Consider the following 21,309-nt stretch of genomic DNA (forward strand, 5'->3'; position numbering starts at 1 on the left):
GTCCTGGCTCACTGCGCTGCCGGGACGGGTGCGGCCCCGGCACAGGCGCCGCGTCGCGCCTGTGCCGAGAGAAGGGGCGGCCGCAGCCGATGTCGGGGTGGAGCCGGGGGCCCCGATCACGACGCGGTGCCTGTCTCAGGCGCGCAGCGGCTGGTGGGCGGCCGCTGGGGCGAGCGGGTCGTCGTCGTGGTCGTCATGGTCCGTCTTCTCTACGGCGCCGGTGGGCTTGATGAGCAGTACCTTCGCCGCCCAGCGGGGCAGGTACCAGTTGGCCCTGCCGAAGAGCACCACCAGTGCGGGCGTGAGCAGGGTACGTACCACCACGGCGTCGATGAGGACACCCGCGGCCATGCCGGTGGCCATCATCTTGATGGTGACGTCCGGGGCGGAGGAGAGGGAGAGCAGGGCCAGGAAGAGGATGAGGGCGGCGCTGGTGACCAGTCGGCCGGTGCGCGAAATGCCCTCGACGACCGCGTCGTTGGTGTTGCCGGTGCGGTCGAAGGCTTCGCGGACACGAGCCAGGATGAACACCTCGTAGTCCATGGAGACACCGAAGAGGAAGCCGAACAGCAGCATGGGGACCAGTGGGTTGATCGACCCGGTGGCGGGGATGCCCCACAGGGTGTTGGAGCCGTAGCCGAGCTGCCAGATCAGCACCAGCACGCCGTAGGCGGCGCCGACCGAGAGCACGTTCAGTGCCACCGCCTTGGCGGGCAGCAGCAGCGAGCGCATACCGCGGGCCAGCAGCACGAAGGTGACCAGGGCGACCAGGGCCAGCAGCAGCGGGAACCACTGGGTCATGATGTGCGTGACGTCGGTGTTCTGGACCTGCTCGCCGCCGATCATGGCGTTGTGCGGGGCGGCCGTGCGCAGGTCTGCCACCGTGGAACCGGCGTGCGCGGTGGCGACCTGGACCTTGGGGAGGCCCATGATCACCGAGCCGCCGCCGTGGTGCCAGGCGGCGCTGTCCGAGACCAGGACGCCGTGCATCGACTCCAGGGAGCGCAGGCTGGTGGCGGTCGCCGCGGGGTCGGTGCCGGCCGGGAGCTCGATCGGGACCGAGGTCAGCACTCCGTTGGGGAATCCGTCGTGCTGCAGCGTGGTCAGGGCTTGCTGTGCCGGACCGCCGGCCGCGAGCGAGGTGACGGAGGGCTGGTTCATGTTGATGGTGAGCCCGAACGCGCACAGTGCGCCCAGGACCACGGCGCCCAGCGCGGCGGCCGCCTTGGGGCGCCTGACGATGGTCCGCGCGGTCCTGGTCCAGCCGGTGTCGTGGCTGGTGGTCCTGCGCCTGCGCAGCCGGATCCTGTCCAGACGCGGGCCGACGGTGGCCAGCAGCAGCGGGACGGTGGTCAGCGCGACCAGGGCCGCTATGGAGGGGATGAACAGGCCGGACAGGCCCACGCCCTGGAGGAACGAGACCGGGATCACGATGAGGGCGAACAGGCCGAGGGAGGCGATCAGGGCACTGAAGGCGACGGAGTGGCCGGCCTTGCGCAGCGCGCGCAGCACGGCCTCCTTGTTCTCGGCGCCGTTGTCGCGCTCCTCGCGCCACCGTTTGAACAGCAGCAGCGCGTAGTCGACGGACAGGCCGAGGCCCAGCAGGGCGACGATGAACTGGACGGAGGGATTGATGGCGATGCTGGTCGCGTAGGTGAGGCACCAGATCGCCAGCTGCATGGTCAGCACCGAGACGATGGCCGAGATCAGCGGCAGCACGGCCAGCGCGGAGCCGAAGACCCAGGCCAGCACGATCAGGGCGAGCCCGATACCGACGAGGATCTCGCTCATCACGCTGGCGCCGGAGCTCGGGCCGCCGGAGCTGAGCTGCTCGATGCCGGTCGCCTGGACCTCGGCGCCGGGCACGGCGTGGGTGAGGGCGGCGCCCATGGCGTCGGTGACCTGCTGCGGAACGGGGTCGCCCATGCGCGGCGGATAGACCATCACCAGGGTGGACGTCCCGCCGGTGCCGACCAGCGCGCGGTCACCGGTGTTGGCGTAGGACAGGTCGCGCACCTGAGGAACTGAGGCGGCGACCTTGTCGGCTGCCTGCAAGCCCGCCTTCACCCGGGGGCTGTCCACGGTGGTGCCGTGCGGCAGATCCACCACCAGGATGCTGGGGTTGGCGGCGACCCCGCCGTACTCCTTCGCCAGGGCCTGGTTGGCCGTGTAGCTGGCCGCGCTGATCGTCGTGCCGCTCTTGAGGCGGTCGGACACGTGCGGCGCCATCATCACCCCGATCACGGTGACGGCGACCCAGGCGATGGCCACCCAGATCCGGTGCCGCATCACGAATGCGGCGAAGCGTTGCATGACTCTCTACATCCAGGAACGGCCGGTGGTCGGCAGCTGCGGACCACTCACGCCGGACGACGGTAGGAACGCCAACCTTTCGATTCGCTTAACCGACCGCCCTCGCGCGAGCCCGCCGTTTCGGGCACGTTGGTGGCTGGTGACCGGCAGGTTTCCGCCGCCTTGACATCCGTGTCCCGCAATGGTCCTCCGCCATAGCAAACACCACACTGCACACATCCGCCAGATACCTTCAAACGTCATGCTATAGCAAATAGCGACAGAGAGAGGCCGCCTCATGCCCTCCAAGCCCTCCCGCTCCGCCGTCCGGCTGGCGCTGGCCCTCCTCATGGCCGGCGCGGCTCTCGCAGGCTGTTCGACCGGTTCGACCGGTGGTTCCTCCGGGACCGCCTCCTCCTCGTCCGCCCCTGCCGCCTCGCCGGCAGCGGTGGCGGACCTGGCGGCCAAGTCCCACGGCGAGTCCGGACTGATCGTCTACGGCAACACGCCGGCCTCGGTCATGAAGCCGCTGCTGGATGCCTTCACCAAGGCCTATCCATGGATCAAGCCCGCGTACTCGCAGCTCTCGGACAACCAGGTCTTCAGCAAGTACCAGTCCGAGCACGCCCAGGGAGCGCGCAGCGCCGACCTGGTCATCACCGACTCCATCCGCCAGGTCGTGCAGGGAGAGCAGAACGGCCTGTTCGCGGCCGTCACCCCACAGGGCCTGGACAAGTTCCCCGCGTTCACCGACCAGGGCCACGGGGTGTACGTGATGTCACCCGACCCGGTGCTGGTCACCTGGAACACCGAGCTGGTCAACGGCGGCAAGGTCCCCACCAGCTACGCCGCCCTGGCCAAGAACGTGAAGGCCAACCCCTCCCACAATTCGCTGGTCAGCTACTCGCCGAACAATCCGCTGGGCTACGAGGCCGTCTACGGCCTGATCCACGTCCTGGGCGCCGACACCGTATACGGCCAACTCGACACCTTGGGACCGCACACCAAGACCTTCGACGAGGGCCTGGACGGCCTGCAGTACCTGGTCCAGGGCGGCGCCTCGACGGGCTGGCTGTCCAGCGGCATCGCCCAGGCGGTCGTCCCGCAGTACAAGGGCCTGCTCGCCTACGGATACATGAAGGATGCCACCCCGCTCACGCCCCGAGTGATCGCCCAGACCGCCGGGGCGGCCTCCCCCGCCTCCGCGCAGCTCTTCATGGACTTCGTCTTCAGCGAGGCGGGCCAGCAGGTCATGTGCGCGTCCGGGATGGAGGCGTCCATGAACGGCTTCAAGCCCGCCACCGGCTGCACCGCGAACCTGACCGACCTGGCCAAGCACGTCCCGGCGGCCGGCACCTACCTGGTTCCTGTGTCCCAGGACGTGGTCGACCAGCAGAAGACGATCACCGACCGCTGGAACAAGGCCCTCGGCCACTGATCCGCCATGACACCCGACACGCTCGCACCGCCGGTCGCCTCCCAGCGACGCGACCGGCGCCGCCCCGCCCCCGCCGCTCCTGGCCAGTACCTGGTCTGGGCCCTGGTCGCCGTGCTGGCCCTGGCGCCGCTGGCACCGCTGCTCATCACCTCGCTGCTGTCCAAGCCCTACTACCTGCCCGGCGGCGTGTTCAGCACGGACGCCTACCGGCAGCTGTTCACCGACCCCGCCTTCCGCACCGCGGCACTCAACACCGTCCTCTTCGCCCTGTGCGCCACCGCGGCCGCCGTGGTCCTCGGAGCCTCCTTCGCGGTGCTGCTCACCCGCACCAACCTGCCCGGCCGCCGTGTACTGGGCCCTGCCCTGCTCGCCCCGATGCTCATCCCGCCGCTCGGCCTGATCGTCGGATGGGAATCGCTGTACGGGCCGTCGGGCTATCTCACCCAGCTGTGGCACAAGAACCTGCACCTGCCGGTGTGGAACCTCACCTCGCTGCCCGGTATGTCGGCGCTCGGCGCGGTGGTCACTCTGCCCATCGCCCACCTGACCTGCAAGGCGGTCCTGGAAGGCGCCGACGGCACCCTGGAGGACGCCGTACGCGCCAGCGGCGGCGGCACCGCACGGGTGCTGCGCACGGTGACCGTGCCGATGCTGCGCTCCGCGCTCCTCGACAGCGGCATGCTGATCTTCACCCTCAGCCTGGAGGTGCTGGGCATCCCGCTGTTTCTGGGACGCCCCGCCCGTATCCAGTTCATCGCCAGCTACCTCTACGACAGCTGGTCCAACAGTCCCGTACCCGACCCGCCGATCGTCTCCGCCGGAGCGATCCTCCTGCTGGCGGTGGCCTCCGGCATCCTGCTGCTGCGCGGACGGCTGCTGCGCAACGCCGCCCGGTACACCTCCGGAACCCGCGCCACTCCTCCCGCCCGCCTCATCGACCTGAGCCGCTGGCGTCTGCCCCTCGCCGCGGCCTGTGGCGCCTTCGTCGCCCTCACCTCGGTGATCCCGCTGCTGGGTCTGGCGCTGATGTCCGATGTCACCAGTCTGACCACCCTGGTCGCCCCCTGGCACCTGTGGACGGCGGAGAACTGGCGCCAGATCTGGACCGACCCCACCCTGCACCGCGCCATCACCGACAGTCTCACCGTCGCCGCCATCGGCTCCGTCGCCACCGTGGCACTGGTCGCCGTGGCGACCGTGATCGCCCACCGTTCAGCGTTCCGGCTGCGCCGCACCCTGCCCGCCCTGCTCGTCTATCCCCGCGCCACTCCCGGCATCGTGTTCGGCGTCGGCTTCTTCTGGCTCTTCCTCATCGTGGACTGGCCCGGAGCCATGCTCCGCAACAGCCTGTGGGGCGAACTGCTCGCGCTGAGCGTGCGCAACATGACGCTCGCCTACATCGTCCTCGCCCCCGCCCTGGCCCGGCTCAGCCCGGAGCTGGCCAAGGCGTCCGCGGCCTCGGGTGCCGGCTGGTGGACCACCACCCGGCGCATCACGCTCCCCCTGCTGCGCCCCGCGCTGACAAGCGCCCTGGTGCTGATGTTCGTGACCCTGGTCAGCGACTACGACCCGGTGGTCTTCCTGGCCAAGCCCGGCACCGAACTGATGGGCACCACCATGCTCCAGACCTGGGCCAAGGGCCTGCCGGGACCGGTCGCCGCCCTCGCTCTGGTCCAAGTCGTCCTGGTCGCCCTCGCCCTGGCCGCCGGCCTGGGCTGGACCCTGCGCAAGAAAGCCCGCCGCCATGCCTGAGATCACCGTCCGCCGGCTCACCCAGTCCTTCGGCGCCACCCGGGTCCTCGACCAGGTCGGCTTCACCGTCCCCGACGGCCGCTTCGTGACCCTGCTCGGCCCCAGCGGCTGCGGCAAGACCACCACGCTCATGTCGATCGCCGGATTCCACACCCCCGAGGCGGGCACCATCGTCCACGGCGACCGGGTGCTGTTCGATGCCGGAGGGCGCAACCTCCCCGCCGAACAGCGCGACCTCGGCGTGGTCTTCCAGTCCTACGCGCTGTGGCCACACCTGACCGTCGCCGAGAACGTCGCCTTCCCTCTCAAGATCCGCAAGGCCGGGCGCCTCGAGATGCAACACCGTGTCAACGACGTCCTCGAACTGGTCGAGCTCGTCCCCCGCGCCGGCGCCTACCCCCATGAGCTCTCCGGCGGGCAGCAGCAGCGGGTCGCCCTCGCCCGGGCCTTGGCCCACGGCCCCAGCGCACTGCTGCTGGACGAGCCCTTCTCCAACCTCGACGCCAAGCTGCGCGAGCGCGCCCGCGAATGGCTCGGCGAGCTCCAGCGCGACCTGGGCGTCACCACCGTCTTCGTCACCCACGACCAAACCGAGGCACTCGCCATGAGCGACCACATCCTCGTCATGAACAAAGGCCGCATCGTTCGCGCCGGCACACCCGAGAACGTCTACCAACGCCCGGGCAGCCGCTTCGTCGCCGAGTTCCTCGGCCGCTGCAACTTCCTCACCGGCACCGCCCGCAGCGTCGACGCCACCACCTGGCTCCTGGAAGCACCCGACCTGCCCGGCGGCCTGCCCTTCCGCACCACCGCCCCGCCGCCGCCCGGACCGGTCACCGTCGCCGTCCGCCCCGAAGCCCTCGTCCTCGGCCGGCCCCCCACCGCGCCCGGCGCTCCCGACTGGCAGGCCCGGGTCACCCACGTCACCTTCCTCGGCGACCACTACCTCTACACCCTGGCTGTCGGCCCCCACCAACTGCAGGCCCTCAGCCCCCGCCGCCTGCCCGAGGCCACTGTCCAGATCACCATCGCCCCGGACAGCGTCAGCCTCGTGGCCGACGACCCCGAGCCCGTCCACCTCGAGGACCCCGCCACCACCCGCCCCTGCACCACTTTTTGACAATGTGCTGTAGCAGATATCGAATACCCTCATGGCGCTTCCCGAACTCAGCTCCCAGTCCCTGTCCGACCAGGCCTACCAGGCCCTGCGGGCAGCGATCGTCCAGGGCGACCTGGCATGGGGCGAGAAGATCACCGAACGCGGACTCGCCGAACGCCTCGGCGTCAGCCCCACACCGGTCCGCGAAGCCCTGCGCCGCCTGGAACAAGAGCAGCTCGTCGAGCGCACCGGCCCCCGCTCCCTGCGCGTGGCCACCGTCTCCCCCCTCGTCCGCAGCGAGAGCGCCACGATCGAGGCGGCCCTGGAAGCCGTCGCCGCCCGCCTGGCCGCGCACAAGGCCACCGACGAGCAACTGGACCGCATGCAACACCTTCTGGACCAGGCCGACGCCGCCGCCGAGGTGCTGCGGGCAGACCGCGACGCCGGGCGCGAGCTCACCCCCGACCTGATCGAGCGCATCTTCAACGCCGTTCGCGACTTCCACCGCGAGGTCGAGACCGCCGCCGACAACGCCCAACTGATGCGCACCCTTGAGCAGGTTCGGGCCTTCAGCCGGTCCGAACGGCTGGAGATCGCCACCGCGCAGGTGACCGCCGGCCGTACCGAGGGTCCGGAACAGCGCTACCGCCAGCACCACGAGATCCTCGACGCACTGCGGGCGCGCGACGCCGACCGGGCCGAGCACCTGGCGCGCACCCACGCGACGTCCGCCATCGGCGAGCTCACGGGCTGGGACCGCGCCTGACCAAGGCCCTCCCGGCAGGCACGGCGGGTTACAAGGCCGGCCCCGGCAAGCAGGGCGGGTTACCCGGGTCCGCCCATCCACTACTTGCTATAGCATATAGAATATGACCTCGTGGAGAGGGACGCATAGATGGAGATCAGGATTCTGGCGCCCACCGGCGCCCTCGGCGCGGGCTTCCGTACCGAGTCGCTGGAGCGGGGGGTCGCGCTCGCGCCCCACGTCATCGCCTGCGACGCGGGTTCCACGGACAGCGGCCCGTACTACCTGGGCAGCGGAGCGCCGAAACTGTCCCGCGAGGCCGTGGGCCGCGACCTGCGCCTACTGCTGAAGGCCCGCGATCGCCTGGACATACCGCTGATCATCGGGTCGTGCGGGACCAGCGGCCGCAAGGAGGGCGTCGATCTCGTCTCCGGCCTCGCCCGCGAGATCGCGCAGGAGGAGGGCCTGTCGTTCAAGCTGGCCCGCATCTACGCCGACCAGGCTCCCGCCTACCTCACCGAGCGGTACGCGCAGGGCCGCATCCGCCCGCTCGATCCCGCGCCTTCCATCGACCTGGAGACGCTGACAGCAAGTCACGTGGTCGGCATGATGGGCGTCGAGCCGATCCAGCAGGCACTGCGTGAGGGCGCTCAGGTCGTACTCGCGGGCCGGGCCAGCGACACGGCCCTGTACGCGGCGCTGCCCCACGCCATGGGCGCGGACCCCGGCCTGACCTGGCACGCCGCCAAGACCATCGAATGCGGGGCCGCGTGCGCGATTCCGCCCAGCGCCGACGGCCTGTTCGTGCACCTGCGCGACGACCACTTCGATGTCGAACCCCTGGACCCCGCCTCCCGGCTGACCCCCCACTCGGTGGCCGCCCACACCCTGTACGAGAACGCCAACCCCTACCTGATCACCGAACCGTCCGGGGTGCTGGACACCACCGACGCGACCTACACCGCACTGGACGAACGCCGGGTGCGCGTCGCCGGCGCCGTCTACCGCCCCGCCCGCACCTACACCGTGAAGCTGGAGGGCTCCTGTCTGATCGGCTACCAGACCATCGCCATCGGCGGCATCCGCGACCGCGTCGTCATCGAGAAGCTCCCCGACCTCCTGCCCATGGCCCAGGACTACTTCCGCGCAAAGATCCGTGACGTCTTCAACGGCCGGGTCGACCCCGACGGCATCGAGATCGACTACCGCCTCTACGGCAAGGACGCCGTCCTTGGCATCCGGGACCCCGACCGCGAGCAGCCGGTCCACGAGCTAGGGGTGCTGATCACCGTCACCGCGCCGACCCAGGAAGTGGCCCACGCGGTCACCACCTTCGTCGCGCACACCAGCTCCCACCTGCCGATCCCCGAGTACGAGGGCCTCGCCAGCACGGTCGCGTTCCCCTTCTCCCCGCCCGAGACCGATCGAGGCCCGGTGTACCGGTTCACGCTCAATCATGTGGTCGAACCGGCCACCCCCCACGAGATGTTCGCGATCATCCACGAAGAGGTGACCGGGTGATCCGCCTGCTCGACCTGTGCTCCCTGATCCGCTCGAAGAACGCCGGACCGTTCGTGCTGACCTTCGACTTCATGTGCCACGACCAGGACAGCTACGACCGCCTGCGCACCTCAGCCCTGCTGACCCCCGCCCTGTTCGCCGATCTGTACGGCACCGACCCCGCACAGGTCCTGGTCGTCCACCACGACCGCGCCCAGGCCGTCAAGGTGTCCATGCCCCGCCCCGTCCGCCAGGGCGACATCCACGACTCCGACAGCTACGGCGGCCAGCAGTACGCCCCCCTGGTTGACCTGCAAGTCCCGGGCCCCTAAAGGCTCGCTCTGCTGGGTCGGCTTATGGGGATGCCTCTGGCCTTGGAAGAGGGGCCACGGATGCCTCACCACCATTCGGGGCCCTTAACAGGCATGCTGCCCCAAGTCACCAGTCGGGCCAGCCCTGCTGCTGCGTCGCTGTCGGGCCCCAGACGGATGTGTCGTATCGCGCCGGCCACGTGATCCTGGACGGAACGCTCCTGCCCATCGACCGAATCGCCGCCGATCGCCCGTTCTACTCAGGCAAACACAAGAAGCACGGCATGAACGTGCAGGTCATAGCTGATCCGAAGGGGCGTCTGATGTGGGCTTCACCAGCCTTGGCCGGCGCCGTCCACGACGTCCGGGCCGCGCGCGAGCACGGCATCATCGAGGCACTCGCCGAGGCCGGCATCACCTGCTGGGCAGACAAGGGCTACCAGGGTGCAGGCGGCACGGTCCGTCTCCCTCACCGCGGCCGATGGGACAGCCTCTCCACCGGCCAGCAGGCCGTCAACCGGTCCCACGCAAAGATCCGTGCACTGGTCGAGCAGGCCATCGCCACCCTCAAGTCCTGGCGCCTCCTACGCAAACTCCGCTGCTCGACGACCCGGATCACGAGCCTCGTCCAAGCCGTCCTGGTCCTCCAGCTCGCTGCCACGGGCTGAGATCAACCCGCAGCATTCACCAGGTCCGTCAATTCGGCCTCGGTCGCCCAGCCCGCAGACGAGCGTCGAAGGTGTAACCCTCATCGCAGAACACCAGGTCAAGGTCCATGGGTGTCAGCCTGCGGAAGACGATCGCCAACCAGATCGAGTCTTCCTCCCAGACGTCCATGCGCACCTGGCTCCAGATGGTCCGCGAGGCTCCGCCCTCCGTCCTCGCGGACACCCTGGGCATCAGCGCTTCCACCGCGATGCGCTACGCGGAACGCGCCGGCACCGACTTCCTCGTCTACGCGTCACTTCCGTCGAAAGAACAATGCACCATCTGAGAGGGACCCTCGGCAACCCGACTCGCGCATCGGCTGAAGAACGGAGACCGCCCAAAGGAGACGCCTCCGACCGGCCAGTGGCGACCGGGTTTCGAAACGCTGCTCTGCCCAGGAAGGTGACCATGCAAGGCCGGTCAGGCAGAGTGCAACTTATGCCGGACTCAGCAGACTTGACGTTTGCCCACCATCTCGCCGATCAGGCAGCCAGCATCGGCCGCCAGCATTGGAAAGCGGGCGAGAGAGCAGTACAGATCAAGGGTGATGGAAGCCCCGTCAGCGCCGCTGACCTGGAAATCGAAGAAGCGCTGCTCCGCCGCATCCACGAGCAGTACCCCGACGACGCAATCGTCGGTGAGGAGTCCGGCGCCCACGGCCAGGGCCGTCGCCGCTGGATCATCGACGCCATCGACGGCACGGCCAGCTTCTTGGCCGGGGATCCCGAATGGAGCACCTTGATCGCGTTGGAGGACGACGGCCGCATCACCCTCGGCATGGTCTCCGCTCCCGCGCTGGGCCGCCGCTGGTGGGCACTGCCGGGCCACGGTGCGTGGACCAGACCACTTCCAGCCCACCCGTCCGACTCGACCCACCTGCTGAGAATCAGCGCGGGTGGCAACGCTGCCGAGTCCGCCCTCGGGATCTGGCCGCCCCCGACCAGGCTGAACAAGGCCCACCGCGCTGTTGCCGCGGCACTGGCCGCCCGCACCGCGCGCACCACCCCGACACTGGACTGGTCCAAGGCGGATTCCACTGCACGTCTCCCCAAGAAGCCGTCCACAGGATCCGGCACCTGCCACGGCGCCCTCCTCGTGGCAAGAGGTCAGCTCGACGCCTTCCTGCTGCTAGGAGCCGGTCCGTGGGACATCGCGGCCCTGATTCCGATCGTCCAGGAGGCCGGGGGTGTCTTCAGCGACCTCTCAGGCCAGCAACGCACCGACACCGGAGCCGCACTGTTCGCCCGCCCTGGACTTCACGAACAACTGCTCGACATCGCCGCATCAGCGGGGTGACCTGAGAACTCATCGATGTTGATCGATACACGAGCAGGAGAACTCACCCCTCTCGAATAGCCGTCCTTACCACCAAGACCTCGGACCAGTCCAGCCGCCGACACCCCGCCAGCCACCACCAGGGCCGACGAGGGCTTAGCGCACGATCTGACATGGATGTTCCTCAACCCCCAGGACCCGGACGCTGAACACTCAGGGCTGGTTGTCTCCGCCTGCCGTAGCATGCGGCCGTGCAGATTCCCAGCCGAGAACTGACAGATGATGACCATGAACTGATCGAGTTCGCCCGCCAAATCGTCGACGCCAACACCGACGGCGACGATGGCGTGCACACCATGGGTGCTGCCGTCAGCGGGGCCGACGGCAAGATGTACGGCGGAATCAACGTCTACCACTTCCTCGGTGGACCCTGTGCAGAGCTCGTAGCCCTGGGCCACGCACGAGCCTCTGGTGCCCGAGAGCTCTCTACGATCGTCGCTGTGGGGAACCTCGGCCGAGGGCCGGTTGGCCCATGCGGCCGGGACCGCCAGGTGCTCTTCGACTACCACCCAAGCATCCGGGTCATCCTGCCCACTCCAGAGGGCATCAAGAGCGTCCGGATCAAGGACCTCATGCCGCTTGCTGCCGTATGGACCCCTGAGAGCGGAACACAACCGTTCGATCAGTCGATCTTCGATCAGCCCTGAGAGGCCCATCCTGGACGCGTACGAGGTACGTCGGCGGCCAGGAGCTCGGTGAGATGCGCGTCGGGCTGGCTGCACATGACCGAGAAGTGAGCAAGACCGTTGACGACAACGCTCCCCTGGTCGGGGCGAACAGCCCGTTCTTCTGCATCATCAAGGAGGGGCTGGACGGCCTGGTCGACGGAGAGGACTACTACGAACTCCTGGCCGAAGACGTGGTCTTCGAGTACGTGATCATCGTGCCGGGGTACCCCCGGCGGGTCGAGGGACGCCAGGGAATCATCAACCTGTACAGCAACTACGGCGACTACGGCGACTACGGCGACTACGTGAAGCTACACAGCGCGGACAACCTCCACGTCCACCGGGACCCCGCGACCTCGGTGGTCGTCTTGGAATACGAAGTGCACGGCTCGTCGGTCCAGACGGGAGGGCCCTACGACAACCGCTTCGTCTCCGTCGTGACCATCAAGGGCCGCAAGGTGACGCACTGGCGCGACTACCTGGACCCCATCGCCGTATTCGACGCACAAGGATGGCCGCAAGACCGCCGCTCGTAACAGCCAGCGCATCCGCCGAGGCCGCCATCACCAAGACGACCAGCTTCCTCGCCAAGGCGCTCAACGCCCGAGCCCCGTCGCACGCCCGCGTCGGCTAGCAGCAGACGCGGGCGTGCCGTGGGTGCAGGGAGCAGAAGTACGCGTGGGTCCGCTCCGCCCGGGGGCTGGGCGCACATGAGCGCTGTTATCTGCGACGCCAGCTTCCAGGCGCGAAGTAGGTACGAGTCGACGATCCGGCCGCGGATTCTCCAGCTCCAGGTGGCGTGGCCCGATGCCGCCATAGTTCGCGGTTTCCAGGCGCGTCTCGCCACGGAGGACCTCGCCGTGGCTATGGACTTCAAAAGTGCCCGCAAGGTCGCAACGGCTCATGACATCACTCATTTGCTGGCTGCCAGTGGCGTCGAAACCCGGGAGGACTTCCCCAGGTGGCTGGATCACGGTCAATGACGCCGGGCATAGAGGCAGTTCACTCGGCCTCGAGCTGGTGGTCGGCCCAGACATAGCTTGCGGACAGCAAGTCGGTGATCTGCACGGTTCGGATGCGGTCGTCTTTGCCGACGATGACCTTGAGGGCGGGGAAGTAGTCAAGAAGGACCTGCCGGCACCGGCCGCACGGGGGAACAACCCCTCGGTCGCGGTCGCCCACGGCGACGATCGTGTCCAGCTCATAGGCGCCCTGGGCGGCTGCGGCACCGATGACCACCAGCTCGGCGCAAGGCCCTCCCGTGAAGTGGTAGGCGTTCACCGCGGTGACGATCCGACCGTCCCGGGCACGGGCCGCTGCTGCCATGGTGTGGTTGTCGCCCCGGCAGCGAGTGCGCGCCATGTGCGCTGCGGCCTCGATGAGTTCGTGGTCGACGGGGTCGGTCTGCGCGGTCATGTTCCCTGCCTTCGTCCGGTATCAGGCAACATTGGCCCGCGTGACATGAGTGTGCAAGCGGATATCGGCGGTCTTTCTGTACCGCCGGATGATGCAGCGGGGGCGAAACCACGCCGCCTGGACCAGCATCCGAAAGGTGTGTCAGTCACCAGGACGACCGGCGGGGGCTACGTGCGCAGGTGGCGGCTCACATCGCCCACCAGGTGGATACGAACCCGACGTTCGACGAACCGCCAGTCCCCCTCGTGGCGTTCGAATCGATCGCTGTACCGGCCCGCGGCGATGGCCTGCAACGGGAAGTCGGGCAGGGCTTGAAAGACGGTGACGTAGGAACGCGCGGTGGCCGTGCCCGCCTTCTCGTCGACCGTGACGGCGATGTTCGTCGTGGCGTGGTGGGTGCGCGGGGTGCCGTCCTCGTAGAGGATCACGGTGTCCCGGAGCATCCGCTCCACGGCCTCGCGCCCCTCGGCGGGTGCCCCGCTTCCCACGAACACCGCGTCGGCGAACAACCCGCCCACGCCGGCGAAGTCGCCGGTGTCGACCAGCTCCGCGTAACTGGCGATCAGGCTCGTCACGGCCAGCGTATCCGTGGCTCCGTTCATGGCACGTGAGGATATGAGACCGAGCCAGGCGACGCACTGACGCCTATCGCCTTGCCTTCGGCCTGGCGGCCGGTCTGCACCGACTTGCGCGCCTTGGCGACGGTCGGCGCCTTGGCGACGGTCAGCGCCTTGGCGACGGTCAGCCCTTCGCGGACCTGGCCGAGCCCCACAGTGCGCCCTGGTTGACCCGGTCAGGATGCAGTTCCAGCATGGCGCGGTAGAGGTCGAGAGTCGTCGTGGTGCGCTCTTCGATCGCCTGGAAGTCGTGGATGTAGCGCCGCGTCTCGTCGATCGTCTTCGGGTCGTCGGGACGGTCGGGGTTCTTGTGTCCCGCGACCACCGCTTCAGGGTCCAGTGCGGCGATGGTGTCGAGCGCGTGCAGCCAGGCTCGACGCCCCTCGGCGGGCGATTCGGCGAGGTAGAGGTGCACATCGTTGTAGACGGCGTCCCCGGCTACGACCAAGCCGATCGACGGCACGTGCAGGCAGGTGGTGTCGTCGGTGTCCGTGTGTCCCAGTCCCACGACGACGAGGTCGTGCCCCTCCAGTTGCAGCCGATCTCCGGCCAGCGGCTCTGCGGCCACGAGGGTGTCCGGGATCTGGCCGGGGAAGCGCGTGTTCCAGAACGACGCGACGAACTCCGGCGCCATCTGCTTCTTCATCTGCGCCACCACAGCCGGAGTCGCGACCGCGCGCGCCCCCGGGAAGCGCTCGAGGAGCGTGCCCAGCCCGAACCAGTGGTCGCCGTGCCCGTGGGTCACGTAGATAGTGGTGAGGTTCTTGCCGCTGGCCGCGACCCAGTCGGCCAGCCGGCCGGCCTGCTCGACGGTCATGAGCGCGTCGACCAGAACCGCATCGCGCTCGCCTGTGATCAGCGTGGCCGTGATGGGCGACCACATGCGCTTGGGGAGATCCGGCGGCAGGTCCGCGATCTCGGTGGCGATCGACGGCGCCACATGGACACTCCAGCTCAGCTGCGCTCCAGGCATGAGTGCTCCTTCGGGACTGTGAGGCAGCCTCGAGATCTGTGACCGATCAACCACGCGCGTGCGCATGACCGCTGCCTGGCTTGTCTGCTTCTCCTGCCGAAGGTACGCCCGTCGGGCAACATAGTCAAATCCGAAACGCTTATGTCGCACATAAGGGAATGCCCTTAAGTTCCAGCAGCTTGGAGATGCCAGCTGGCACGATGCCTGTAGGCCGACAAAATAATCAAAAATAGAACGTGTACTTCATCAGGCACGCGCCTGGGCAACGGTCCACCGCCAGAACGTGGACAGACGAACGTGTGGACCATGTCGCCCTTCCAGGAGGCTCCACCATGACCGCAGCAGCCGCGCCCGGCTCTCTGGCGTACGAGACCTTCGTCTCGGACGGAACACCCCGAGCAGGCGACCAGCGGGTGCCGAACGGCGACCGGCTCGTCTCCTCGCCGCTGACCTCGACACTGATCTTCGGAGAGGAAGAGGCCCTACTGGTCGATCCGCCTTTCACGCGTGAGCACACCGAGAAGGTCGGCGACTGGGTGGCAGGGTCCGGCAAGCGCCTGACCCACATCTACTCCACCCACGGGCACGGCGATCACTGGTTCGGTACCGCAGAGCTCGTCGAGCGATTCCCCGGCGTCACGGTCTACGCCACCCGCGGCACCATCGAGGTCATGCACCAGCAGGCCACCGAGGGGCGCCGGACGATGTGGGATCCGAGCTTCCCCGGCCAGATCCCTGACAGCCCGGTTCTGGCCCAGCCCATTCCCGCCGAGGGCTTCCCGCTGGAAGGCGACGTCATTCGTGCCGTCGAGGTCGGACACTCGGACACCGACGAGACGTCCGTCCTGTACGTACCGTCCCTCGGCCTGGTAGTGGCCGGCGATGTCGCCTACAACGGGGTGCACCAGTACATCCTCGAAGGCGGCGACGGCGGCCTGCGGGAGTGGCTCGCGGCCGTCGATCGCGTCGCCGCGCTCGAGCCGCGCTTCGTCGTGGCAGGCCACAAGAACAAGGACCTCCCCGACGATCCCGCCGTCCTCGACCAGACCCGGCAGTACCTGCTGGAGGTCATCCGGCTGCTCAACGGAAAGCCGACCGCCCGCGAGTTCTTCGACCGGATGACAGGGCTCTACCCGGATCTGCTCAACCCGGGTCCCGTGTGGTACGGAGCGGGCGGGCTGCTGGGAGGCTGACCAGTAGGCGCAGCAGGGAAAGCCGACTTGACTGGACGAGCCACCGTTGCGCGGGGTCGTTCGGCAGCGGCGACGGCCCGTCAGTTCATCCGTCGACGGGCCTGCCTCACCTCGCGGTCGACGGCCCACACGTCGGCGACGGGCCCGAGGTGGCCGAGCTTGTCGGGATTGATCACCGCGCGGATGGTCTGGATCTGCCCGTCGAGCACCTCGAGGGCCAGGATGTGGAGCACCTTGCCGTCCCGGTCGCGGAAGATCGCGCCAGGCTGGCCGTTGACGTCGTGCGGCTCGAACGTCACGTCGATCCGGGCCATCAGGGGGCAGACGGAGGCCAGCAGGCGGGCCACGTTCTCGGCGCCGACGACGGCCTTGGCCAGTTGCGGGGTCTTGCCGCCGCCGTCCCCGGCCATCGACACGTCGGCGGCGAGCAGATCCCGCAGGCCGACGACATCGCCTTCGCGGAGGGCGTCGAGGAACCGCGTCGCCAGTTCCTGCCGCTCCTGCCGGTCCGCCTCGAACCGTGGTCGCCCGGCCTGCATGTGCCGCCGTGCCCGCACCAGCAGTTGCCGGCACGCCGCCTCCGACCGCCCCACGGCGGAGGCGACGTCGTCGAATCCGAAGCCGAACACCTCCCGCAGTACGAACACCGATCGCTCCAGCGGGCTGAGCCGCTCCAGGAGCAGCAGCGCCGCCATCGACACCGAGTCGGCCAGTTCCGCCGAGCGAGCCGGGTCCTCGTAGGGGTCGGCGAGCAGCGGTTCGGGGAACCAGGGCCCGACGTACTCCTCCCGCCTCACCCTCGCGGAGCGCAGCACATCGATCGCGATCCGCGTCACAGTGGCGGACAGAAACGCCTTGGTCGACGTGGCCCGGGTCGCCGAGCCGTCGAAGCGCAGCCATGTCTCCTGCACCGCGTCCTCGGCCTCACCCACGCTGCCCAGAATCCGGTAGGCGATGGAGAACAGCAGCGGCCTCAGTTCCTCGAACTCCTCGACCTTGCTCACGCCGAGCCCCCTAGCCGGTGAAGGACCCGGGGCCGAAGCGGCCCCATGCCACGAATGCTGCAAGTAGGAGATAGATCAGGTTCAGCGTCACATACGTGGATTCCCCGCGTCGGCCATGGGTGATCATCGCGCCGGCCGTCAGCAGGACCCAGCACACGGCGATCACCGGTACCAGAGCCGTTGCGATGTCCACCACAGCGGGCAGGATCAGGCCCGCCGCGGCCAGAAGTTCGAGGACGCCGAGGGTCTTGACGAAGCCCTCCACCCTGGACCGCGGCCAGTTTCTCCTTGCGGACGAATGTCTTGCCGATGCCGCCGGTGAGGGCTACCACGGCCAGCAGTCCGGCACCGATCCACAGTGCAAGGCTCATGAGGTCACACTCCTGTCGCCCGGCGTCTCCCCTCCACCGCTCAGTGGAACTGACCCACTTGGTAGTTGCCGGCCGGCTGCCGGGTGATGATGTTCAGCCGGTTCACCGAGTTCATGAGGGAGACCAGGATGACCAGGGCAGCGAGCTGCTCCTCGTCGTAGTGCTGGGCAGCGTTCGCCCACACCTCGTCGCCGACCCCGCCGACGGCGTCCGCAACCCGGCTTCCCTGCTCCGCCAGCTCCAGCGCGGCACGCTCGGCGTCGGTGAAGACCGTGGCCTCCCGCCACGCCGCGACCAGGTTCAGCCGCACCGAGGTCTCGCCGGCAGCGGCGGCCTCCTTGGTGTGCATGTCGATGCAGACGGCACATCCGTTGATCTGGCTCACGCGCAGCGCGACCAGCTCCTGCGTCGCGGCCGGCAGCGGCGATTCCTTGAGCGCCTTGCCCACCGACATGAAGTGCTTGAGGACCTTGCCGGCGGTCGGGGTGGCGAAGTAGTTCAGTCGCGCGTCCATGGTGTGCTCCTGTGCGGTCGTGTATTGCTACACCCCCGAGACGAGGTAGCCCGGCCGCCTGTGACATGGACGGAAGTGACCCGCGTCTCCCCGCCGTCGGCGCCCGCCGGCCGGCGAAGCACTCGCCACCCACCGGTCGGTCAGGGACTCGAGCGACTGAAGCGCCTCGACCGTGGCGGCGTCCTCCGGCACAGTGGGCGCCCCGAGTGTGAGGCCGGTCGCCGTGCCGGAGACGCAAAGTGGTCGGTCAGGGCCGCATCGACAGGTCGATGGCCCGGTCGACGTCCTGCGGTTGCAGCACGCGCAGGATGCCTTCCAGCAGGTAGTAGTCGGCGTAGGGCAGGGAGACCTCGATTCCGTCCTCGGCAGGCCGGTTGCGGGTGCAGCGGGCGACTATCGCCTCGGCGCGGGCCGACTTCCTGGTGAGGCAGGTCTCCGACAGCGCGGTGAGGATCCGCACCGCCACCTGCCGGTACTCGCGTCTGCCGGTGGCGGCGGACAGGTCGAGCAGCCCGCACGCCATGACGGCGCCCGCTGATGCGTCCTTGATGTCGTGGGGTTGTTGCGGTGCACGGTAGTCCCAGACGGGCACGTGGTCCTCGCCGAGCGTTCCCACCGCGTAGTCGGCGAGCTTGCGCGCCGTGGACAGGAACTGCTTGTCGCCGGTACGGCGGTACATGGTGGTGAATCCGTAGATCCCCCAGGCCTGCCCGCGTGACCAGCAGGAGGTGGGGCTGTAGCCCTGGACCGTGTCCGGGCCGATCGGTGCGCCGCTGTCGGGGTCGAAGTCGTAGACGTGGGGGGTCGATCCGTCCTGGCGGGGAAAGGTCCTTTGCACCGTCCTGGCATGTTCCACGGCGACGCCGAGGTATTTCTCGTCGTCTGTCTGCCGGCTCGCGAAGGCCAGCAGATCGAGGTTCATCATCGTGTCGATGATGACCCGGCCCGCGTTGTTCGGGTCGCCGAGTGCTCCCCATGCCCGGATGAAGCGTCCTCGCGGGTTGTATCGCCGGATCAGCGACTCGGCCGCCTGCACGGCACCCGCGCGCCAACTGTCCTCGCCGGTCAGCCGCCAGGCGGTGACCCACGACGGATAGAAGAGGAAACCGAGGTCGTGGGTGGTGGTGTCATGCTGACGCGGGGCAAGTCTGCGGGCCGAGTCGAGAGCCAGCGTTCGAAACACATCGTCCTTGCTGTGGAGGTATGCCATCCACAGCGTCCCCGGCCAGAACCCTCCCACCCAGTCGCCGTCCTGGGAGTAGACCCACTTCTCGAACTTCGTCGCGACGGGAAAGGCGGTGACGCGCGGTGCGACGGCACGCAACTTCTCCACCGCATAGTCGGCTGCCGCACGCAGCGTGGGTGCCGTCGAGGCCGGGTCCTGGTGACCGGACGCCTCCGCGGCCCATGCCGGTGAGGTGGCGGTTGCCGTGGCACCGGCTGCCGCGGCGAGGACAGTACGCCGGGAAACGCTCATGGAGCTCATGGGAGTCCTCCAACTAGGCAGTTCCGCAGGGGACGTTGAGCGAGTTTGGCATGGCAGACACCTCTTCGTACACCCACATGTGTGAGGTTCGTGTATGTGAACCCGCGGCGGTCGCCGCCGACCCGCACCAGGGTGCCGTCGGACGGGTTCAGCTCGTCCGGCGTCCTTGGGGGTTGGTCCGCACCCTGGCCGCGGCAGCCGATGTGGCGATCGACAACGCCCGGCTGTACGACGACGCGCATCGTCGGCGCGAGCGAGGCCCGGGGACGCCCCTGGGCCGGGCCATGGCCCACCCGGAACCGAGCTGCACCGCAAGGAACACCATCCCCGTCAACTGCCCGAACCGGCGTCCCACTTCGGTCGCGAGGCCCTCCCCGGCCTCCGCCGCAGCGTCTGCCGGGCCGGCGGAAGCACCACCAGGCTCAGAGCGACCTGCCCGCCCACCCCCTGCACGGCCCCGGTGTCGTACAGAAACCGGACCAACGACCGGAGGCTGACAGTGTCCACGGCCTGCTCACCTCCACCATGCCCACCGCTCCGGCCTCGGCGCAGGACGGGTACGCGTCACGCGTCCGACCGCCCGGGGGTCAGGGCAGACGTGGCGGGCGGCCGGACGGTGACCGATCCGGCCCGTGCGCGGCGCCCGCCACGGGGGATGGCGATGGAGACAGCCACACGGGCGCTCTGCGCGGTCGTACACGGGATTTCTCCGGATCGGTCGGCAGTCGGTCTCCGGCATCGGGCTGCCTCGGCGCGACGGCCGATGAGCCCGTCGTCAGGGACCGGAGGTCCCCCTTCCGGCCGGCGCGAGAGGGCCTGATGGCCCGCCAGGACGTCGATCCGTCCCGGATGCGCTGAGGCCGCGGTCACTGGCGGAGTTGAGGGGCGGCCGCCGCCATGGTCGACGCCGATGGCGGCGGCCGCCCGTATGAACACCTCGGGCAGGCCCGGTACGAGATCCTCGCGCCGGTCGTCTTTCGGTACCGCCCATCCGACCCGAGGGGGCCGGCGGGGCCTGGCACCTCAGGCAGCGCGGCTCGGCTTGGCACCGACGACGTTCGCCGTGGCCACCAGCGCCGCGCCGAGGCCGGTCAGCGCGCCTCCCAGGCCCGTGACCAGCGTGGTGAGATGCCAGGCCTGGTAGGCGGACAGCAGCGAGCCGCGCAGCGTCTCACCCATGAAGGCGGTCTGGCGGAGCTGGGCGAGTTTCTCGTCGTCGTTCCCGGTGGCGTGCAGTTCCTCGGTGATCTCGGAGTAGGTGCGGCCGCCGGTCGCCTTGACGACATGATCCTTGATCAGTTCGGCGTATGCGTGGGCCTGGGGGCCGGTCTCCACACTCTGCCCGGCGAAAGGGGTGAGGTGGTCCGGCAGCCCGTGGCCGGGGAACCTGATCTTCTGTGCGGCCAGTTCGCTACGGATCTCCTTCCGGCCCTTGCGGCCCTGCACAAGCATGACGGGGCCGGCGGCCATCAGGGCCGCGCCGACTGCGCCGACCAGCGCGCCGGTCCAGCGGTGCGCTCTGTCCATGAGGTGCTCCTTGTTCCTTCGTTGTGATTGCGGATACGACGGGTGGCGTGGGCGCGGGGTGTGTCGGCGTCCGAAGACCGCGCGGGCGCCCGCGGGGGAACCCGGTCGGCGTTGGCTGAGGCGCAGCCGCCAGGCATCGAAGCCCGCAGCACGTACGCCCCATCGGAGAGGCCGGGGGTGCGCAGTTCGGTCTGTGCCGGCAGGTGGCTGGGCGCCCTGCGGAGCGAGCAGCAGCATGGCGCGGCCGACCGCGTCGAAGACCATGGCACTGTGCGCGGCGTGGAAGACGGACCGGAAATCCAGTTCAAGCGCGGCCTGCTCCGTCGCACCGCCGTAGCCACGGCTCTCTCCTCCGCGTCG

The 21,309-nt window shown here is 68.9% G+C and carries 21 protein-coding genes and 1 pseudogene; 13 read left to right on the plus strand and 9 right to left on the minus strand.

Annotated elements, in window-relative coordinates; genetic code table 11:
- Positions 1-135 precede the first annotated feature (135 nt).
- On the minus strand, positions 136-2,313 hold the full coding sequence (locus ACFY2Z_RS27160; RefSeq protein ID WP_390746713.1) for an MMPL family transporter: 2,178 nt from the start codon (positions 2,311-2,313) through the stop codon (positions 136-138).
- Between the two features lie 277 nt (positions 2,314-2,590).
- Here ACFY2Z_RS27160 and ACFY2Z_RS27165 point away from each other — a divergent pair, with 277 nt between their 5' ends.
- From ACFY2Z_RS27165 to ACFY2Z_RS27220, 12 genes and pseudogenes are all read left to right on the plus strand, one after another.
- Positions 2,591-3,730: an ABC transporter substrate-binding protein gene (locus ACFY2Z_RS27165; protein ID WP_390746714.1), complete on the plus strand. Its 1,140-nt coding sequence runs from the start codon at positions 2,591-2,593 to the stop codon at positions 3,728-3,730.
- A gap of 6 nt (positions 3,731-3,736) precedes the next feature.
- Entirely contained in the window at positions 3,737-5,482 is a 1,746-nt protein-coding gene (locus ACFY2Z_RS27170; RefSeq protein ID WP_390746715.1) for an ABC transporter permease, read from the plus strand.
- Positions 5,475-6,602, plus strand: coding sequence for an ABC transporter ATP-binding protein (locus ACFY2Z_RS27175; RefSeq protein WP_390746716.1), 1,128 nt, complete (start codon positions 5,475-5,477; stop codon positions 6,600-6,602). The genes ACFY2Z_RS27170 and ACFY2Z_RS27175 overlap by 8 nt, the downstream gene beginning before the upstream one ends.
- Positions 6,603-6,633: 31 nt before the next feature.
- On the plus strand, positions 6,634-7,347 hold the full coding sequence (locus tag ACFY2Z_RS27180) for a GntR family transcriptional regulator (RefSeq protein WP_390746717.1): 714 nt from the start codon (positions 6,634-6,636) through the stop codon (positions 7,345-7,347).
- Between the two features lie 129 nt (positions 7,348-7,476).
- Positions 7,477-8,847, plus strand: coding sequence for an acyclic terpene utilization AtuA family protein (locus tag ACFY2Z_RS27185; protein WP_390746718.1), 1,371 nt, complete (start codon positions 7,477-7,479; stop codon positions 8,845-8,847).
- A complete protein-coding gene (locus ACFY2Z_RS27190) occupies positions 8,844-9,158 on the plus strand; it encodes a DUF4387 domain-containing protein (RefSeq protein WP_390746719.1) in 315 nt (104 codons plus the stop codon). The genes ACFY2Z_RS27185 and ACFY2Z_RS27190 overlap by 4 nt, the downstream gene beginning before the upstream one ends.
- 179 nt (positions 9,159-9,337) lie before the next feature.
- Positions 9,338-9,805, plus strand: a pseudogene (locus ACFY2Z_RS27195) (transposase family protein); the annotation flags it as partial.
- Between the two features lie 107 nt (positions 9,806-9,912).
- Positions 9,913-10,131 carry a hypothetical protein gene (locus tag ACFY2Z_RS27200; RefSeq protein ID WP_390746720.1) on the plus strand — a complete coding sequence of 73 codons (219 nt, stop codon included), beginning with the start codon at positions 9,913-9,915 and terminating at the stop codon, positions 10,129-10,131.
- A gap of 152 nt (positions 10,132-10,283) precedes the next feature.
- Positions 10,284-11,141 carry an inositol monophosphatase family protein gene (locus ACFY2Z_RS27205; RefSeq protein ID WP_390746721.1) on the plus strand — a complete coding sequence of 286 codons (858 nt, stop codon included), beginning with the start codon at positions 10,284-10,286 and terminating at the stop codon, positions 11,139-11,141.
- Positions 11,142-11,371: 230 nt separating this feature from the next.
- A complete protein-coding gene (locus tag ACFY2Z_RS27210) occupies positions 11,372-11,827 on the plus strand; it encodes a cytidine deaminase family protein (protein WP_390746722.1) in 456 nt (151 codons plus the stop codon).
- An 86-nt stretch (positions 11,828-11,913) separates the two neighbouring features.
- On the plus strand, positions 11,914-12,384 hold the full coding sequence (locus tag ACFY2Z_RS27215) for a nuclear transport factor 2 family protein (RefSeq protein ID WP_390746723.1): 471 nt from the start codon (positions 11,914-11,916) through the stop codon (positions 12,382-12,384).
- Positions 12,385-12,558: 174 nt separating this feature from the next.
- Positions 12,559-12,831, plus strand: a complete 273-nt coding sequence (locus ACFY2Z_RS27220) for a hypothetical protein (protein WP_390746724.1) — start codon at positions 12,559-12,561, stop codon at positions 12,829-12,831.
- A 19-nt stretch (positions 12,832-12,850) separates the two neighbouring features.
- On the opposite strand, the gene ACFY2Z_RS27225 is transcribed toward ACFY2Z_RS27220, so the two are convergent.
- The 3 genes from ACFY2Z_RS27225 to ACFY2Z_RS27235 all read right to left on the minus strand — a co-directional run bounded on the left by ACFY2Z_RS27225 (position 12,851) and on the right by ACFY2Z_RS27235 (position 14,854).
- Positions 12,851-13,264, minus strand: coding sequence for a cytidine deaminase (locus ACFY2Z_RS27225; protein ID WP_390746725.1), 414 nt, complete (start codon positions 13,262-13,264; stop codon positions 12,851-12,853).
- 167 nt (positions 13,265-13,431) lie between these two features.
- Complete coding sequence (locus ACFY2Z_RS27230; protein ID WP_390746726.1) at positions 13,432-13,866, minus strand: nuclear transport factor 2 family protein; 435 nt, start codon at positions 13,864-13,866, stop codon at positions 13,432-13,434.
- Between the two features lie 139 nt (positions 13,867-14,005).
- Positions 14,006-14,854 carry an MBL fold metallo-hydrolase gene (locus ACFY2Z_RS27235; protein WP_390746727.1) on the minus strand — a complete coding sequence of 283 codons (849 nt, stop codon included), beginning with the start codon at positions 14,852-14,854 and terminating at the stop codon, positions 14,006-14,008.
- 332 nt (positions 14,855-15,186) lie between these two features.
- Here ACFY2Z_RS27235 and ACFY2Z_RS27240 point away from each other — a divergent pair, with 332 nt between their 5' ends.
- The gene (locus tag ACFY2Z_RS27240; protein WP_390746728.1) at positions 15,187-16,047 is read left to right on the plus strand and encodes an MBL fold metallo-hydrolase; all 861 of its coding nucleotides are present in this window, start codon (positions 15,187-15,189) and stop codon (positions 16,045-16,047) included.
- 80 nt (positions 16,048-16,127) lie between these two features.
- Here ACFY2Z_RS27240 and ACFY2Z_RS27245 read toward each other — a convergent pair whose 3' ends face one another.
- The 5 genes from ACFY2Z_RS27245 to ACFY2Z_RS27265 form a co-directional block, all read right to left on the minus strand.
- Positions 16,128-17,051 carry an RNA polymerase sigma-70 factor gene (locus ACFY2Z_RS27245; protein WP_390746729.1) on the minus strand — a complete coding sequence of 308 codons (924 nt, stop codon included), beginning with the start codon at positions 17,049-17,051 and terminating at the stop codon, positions 16,128-16,130.
- A gap of 10 nt (positions 17,052-17,061) precedes the next feature.
- Positions 17,062-17,316, minus strand: coding sequence for a DoxX family protein (locus tag ACFY2Z_RS27250; protein WP_390746730.1), 255 nt, complete (start codon positions 17,314-17,316; stop codon positions 17,062-17,064).
- A gap of 146 nt (positions 17,317-17,462) precedes the next feature.
- The gene (locus ACFY2Z_RS27255) at positions 17,463-17,936 is read right to left on the minus strand and encodes a carboxymuconolactone decarboxylase family protein (protein ID WP_390746731.1); all 474 of its coding nucleotides are present in this window, start codon (positions 17,934-17,936) and stop codon (positions 17,463-17,465) included.
- 247 nt (positions 17,937-18,183) lie between these two features.
- Positions 18,184-19,413, minus strand: a complete 1,230-nt coding sequence (locus ACFY2Z_RS27260) for a glycoside hydrolase family 88 protein (RefSeq protein ID WP_390746732.1) — start codon at positions 19,411-19,413, stop codon at positions 18,184-18,186.
- Between the two features lie 1,032 nt (positions 19,414-20,445).
- On the minus strand, positions 20,446-20,949 hold the full coding sequence (locus ACFY2Z_RS27265; protein ID WP_390746733.1) for a hypothetical protein: 504 nt from the start codon (positions 20,947-20,949) through the stop codon (positions 20,446-20,448).
- Positions 20,950-21,309 lie beyond the last annotated feature (360 nt).

The sequence above is a fragment of the Streptomyces sp. NPDC001222 genome, assembly GCF_042896945.1.
In the GTDB taxonomy this organism is placed as follows: domain Bacteria; phylum Actinomycetota; class Actinomycetes; order Streptomycetales; family Streptomycetaceae; genus Streptomyces; species Streptomyces gibsoniae.

Coding starts and splice junctions, on each gene's coding strand:
- ACFY2Z_RS27255 (WP_390746731.1), bottom strand. CDS start 17,936: ATGGACGCGCGACTGAACTACTTCGCCACCCCGACCGCCGGCAAGGTC.
- ACFY2Z_RS27265 (WP_390746733.1), bottom strand. CDS start 20,949: ATGGACAGAGCGCACCGCTGGACCGGCGCGCTGGTCGGCGCAGTCGGC.
- ACFY2Z_RS27205 (WP_390746721.1), top strand. CDS start 10,284: ATGCCGGACTCAGCAGACTTGACGTTTGCCCACCATCTCGCCGATCAG.
- ACFY2Z_RS27170 (WP_390746715.1), top strand. CDS start 3,737: ATGACACCCGACACGCTCGCACCGCCGGTCGCCTCCCAGCGACGCGAC.
- ACFY2Z_RS27235 (WP_390746727.1), bottom strand. CDS start 14,854: ATGCCTGGAGCGCAGCTGAGCTGGAGTGTCCATGTGGCGCCGTCGATC.
- ACFY2Z_RS27260 (WP_390746732.1), bottom strand. CDS start 19,413: ATGAGCGTTTCCCGGCGTACTGTCCTCGCCGCGGCAGCCGGTGCCACG.
- ACFY2Z_RS27165 (WP_390746714.1), top strand. CDS start 2,591: ATGCCCTCCAAGCCCTCCCGCTCCGCCGTCCGGCTGGCGCTGGCCCTC.
- ACFY2Z_RS27160 (WP_390746713.1), bottom strand. CDS start 2,313: ATGCAACGCTTCGCCGCATTCGTGATGCGGCACCGGATCTGGGTGGCC.
- ACFY2Z_RS27230 (WP_390746726.1), bottom strand. CDS start 13,866: ATGAACGGAGCCACGGATACGCTGGCCGTGACGAGCCTGATCGCCAGT.
- ACFY2Z_RS27225 (WP_390746725.1), bottom strand. CDS start 13,264: ATGACCGCGCAGACCGACCCCGTCGACCACGAACTCATCGAGGCCGCA.
- ACFY2Z_RS27220 (WP_390746724.1), top strand. CDS start 12,559: ATGAGCGCTGTTATCTGCGACGCCAGCTTCCAGGCGCGAAGTAGGTAC.
- ACFY2Z_RS27185 (WP_390746718.1), top strand. CDS start 7,477: ATGGAGATCAGGATTCTGGCGCCCACCGGCGCCCTCGGCGCGGGCTTC.
- ACFY2Z_RS27240 (WP_390746728.1), top strand. CDS start 15,187: ATGACCGCAGCAGCCGCGCCCGGCTCTCTGGCGTACGAGACCTTCGTC.
- ACFY2Z_RS27200 (WP_390746720.1), top strand. CDS start 9,913: ATGGGTGTCAGCCTGCGGAAGACGATCGCCAACCAGATCGAGTCTTCC.
- ACFY2Z_RS27180 (WP_390746717.1), top strand. CDS start 6,634: ATGGCGCTTCCCGAACTCAGCTCCCAGTCCCTGTCCGACCAGGCCTAC.
- ACFY2Z_RS27175 (WP_390746716.1), top strand. CDS start 5,475: ATGCCTGAGATCACCGTCCGCCGGCTCACCCAGTCCTTCGGCGCCACC.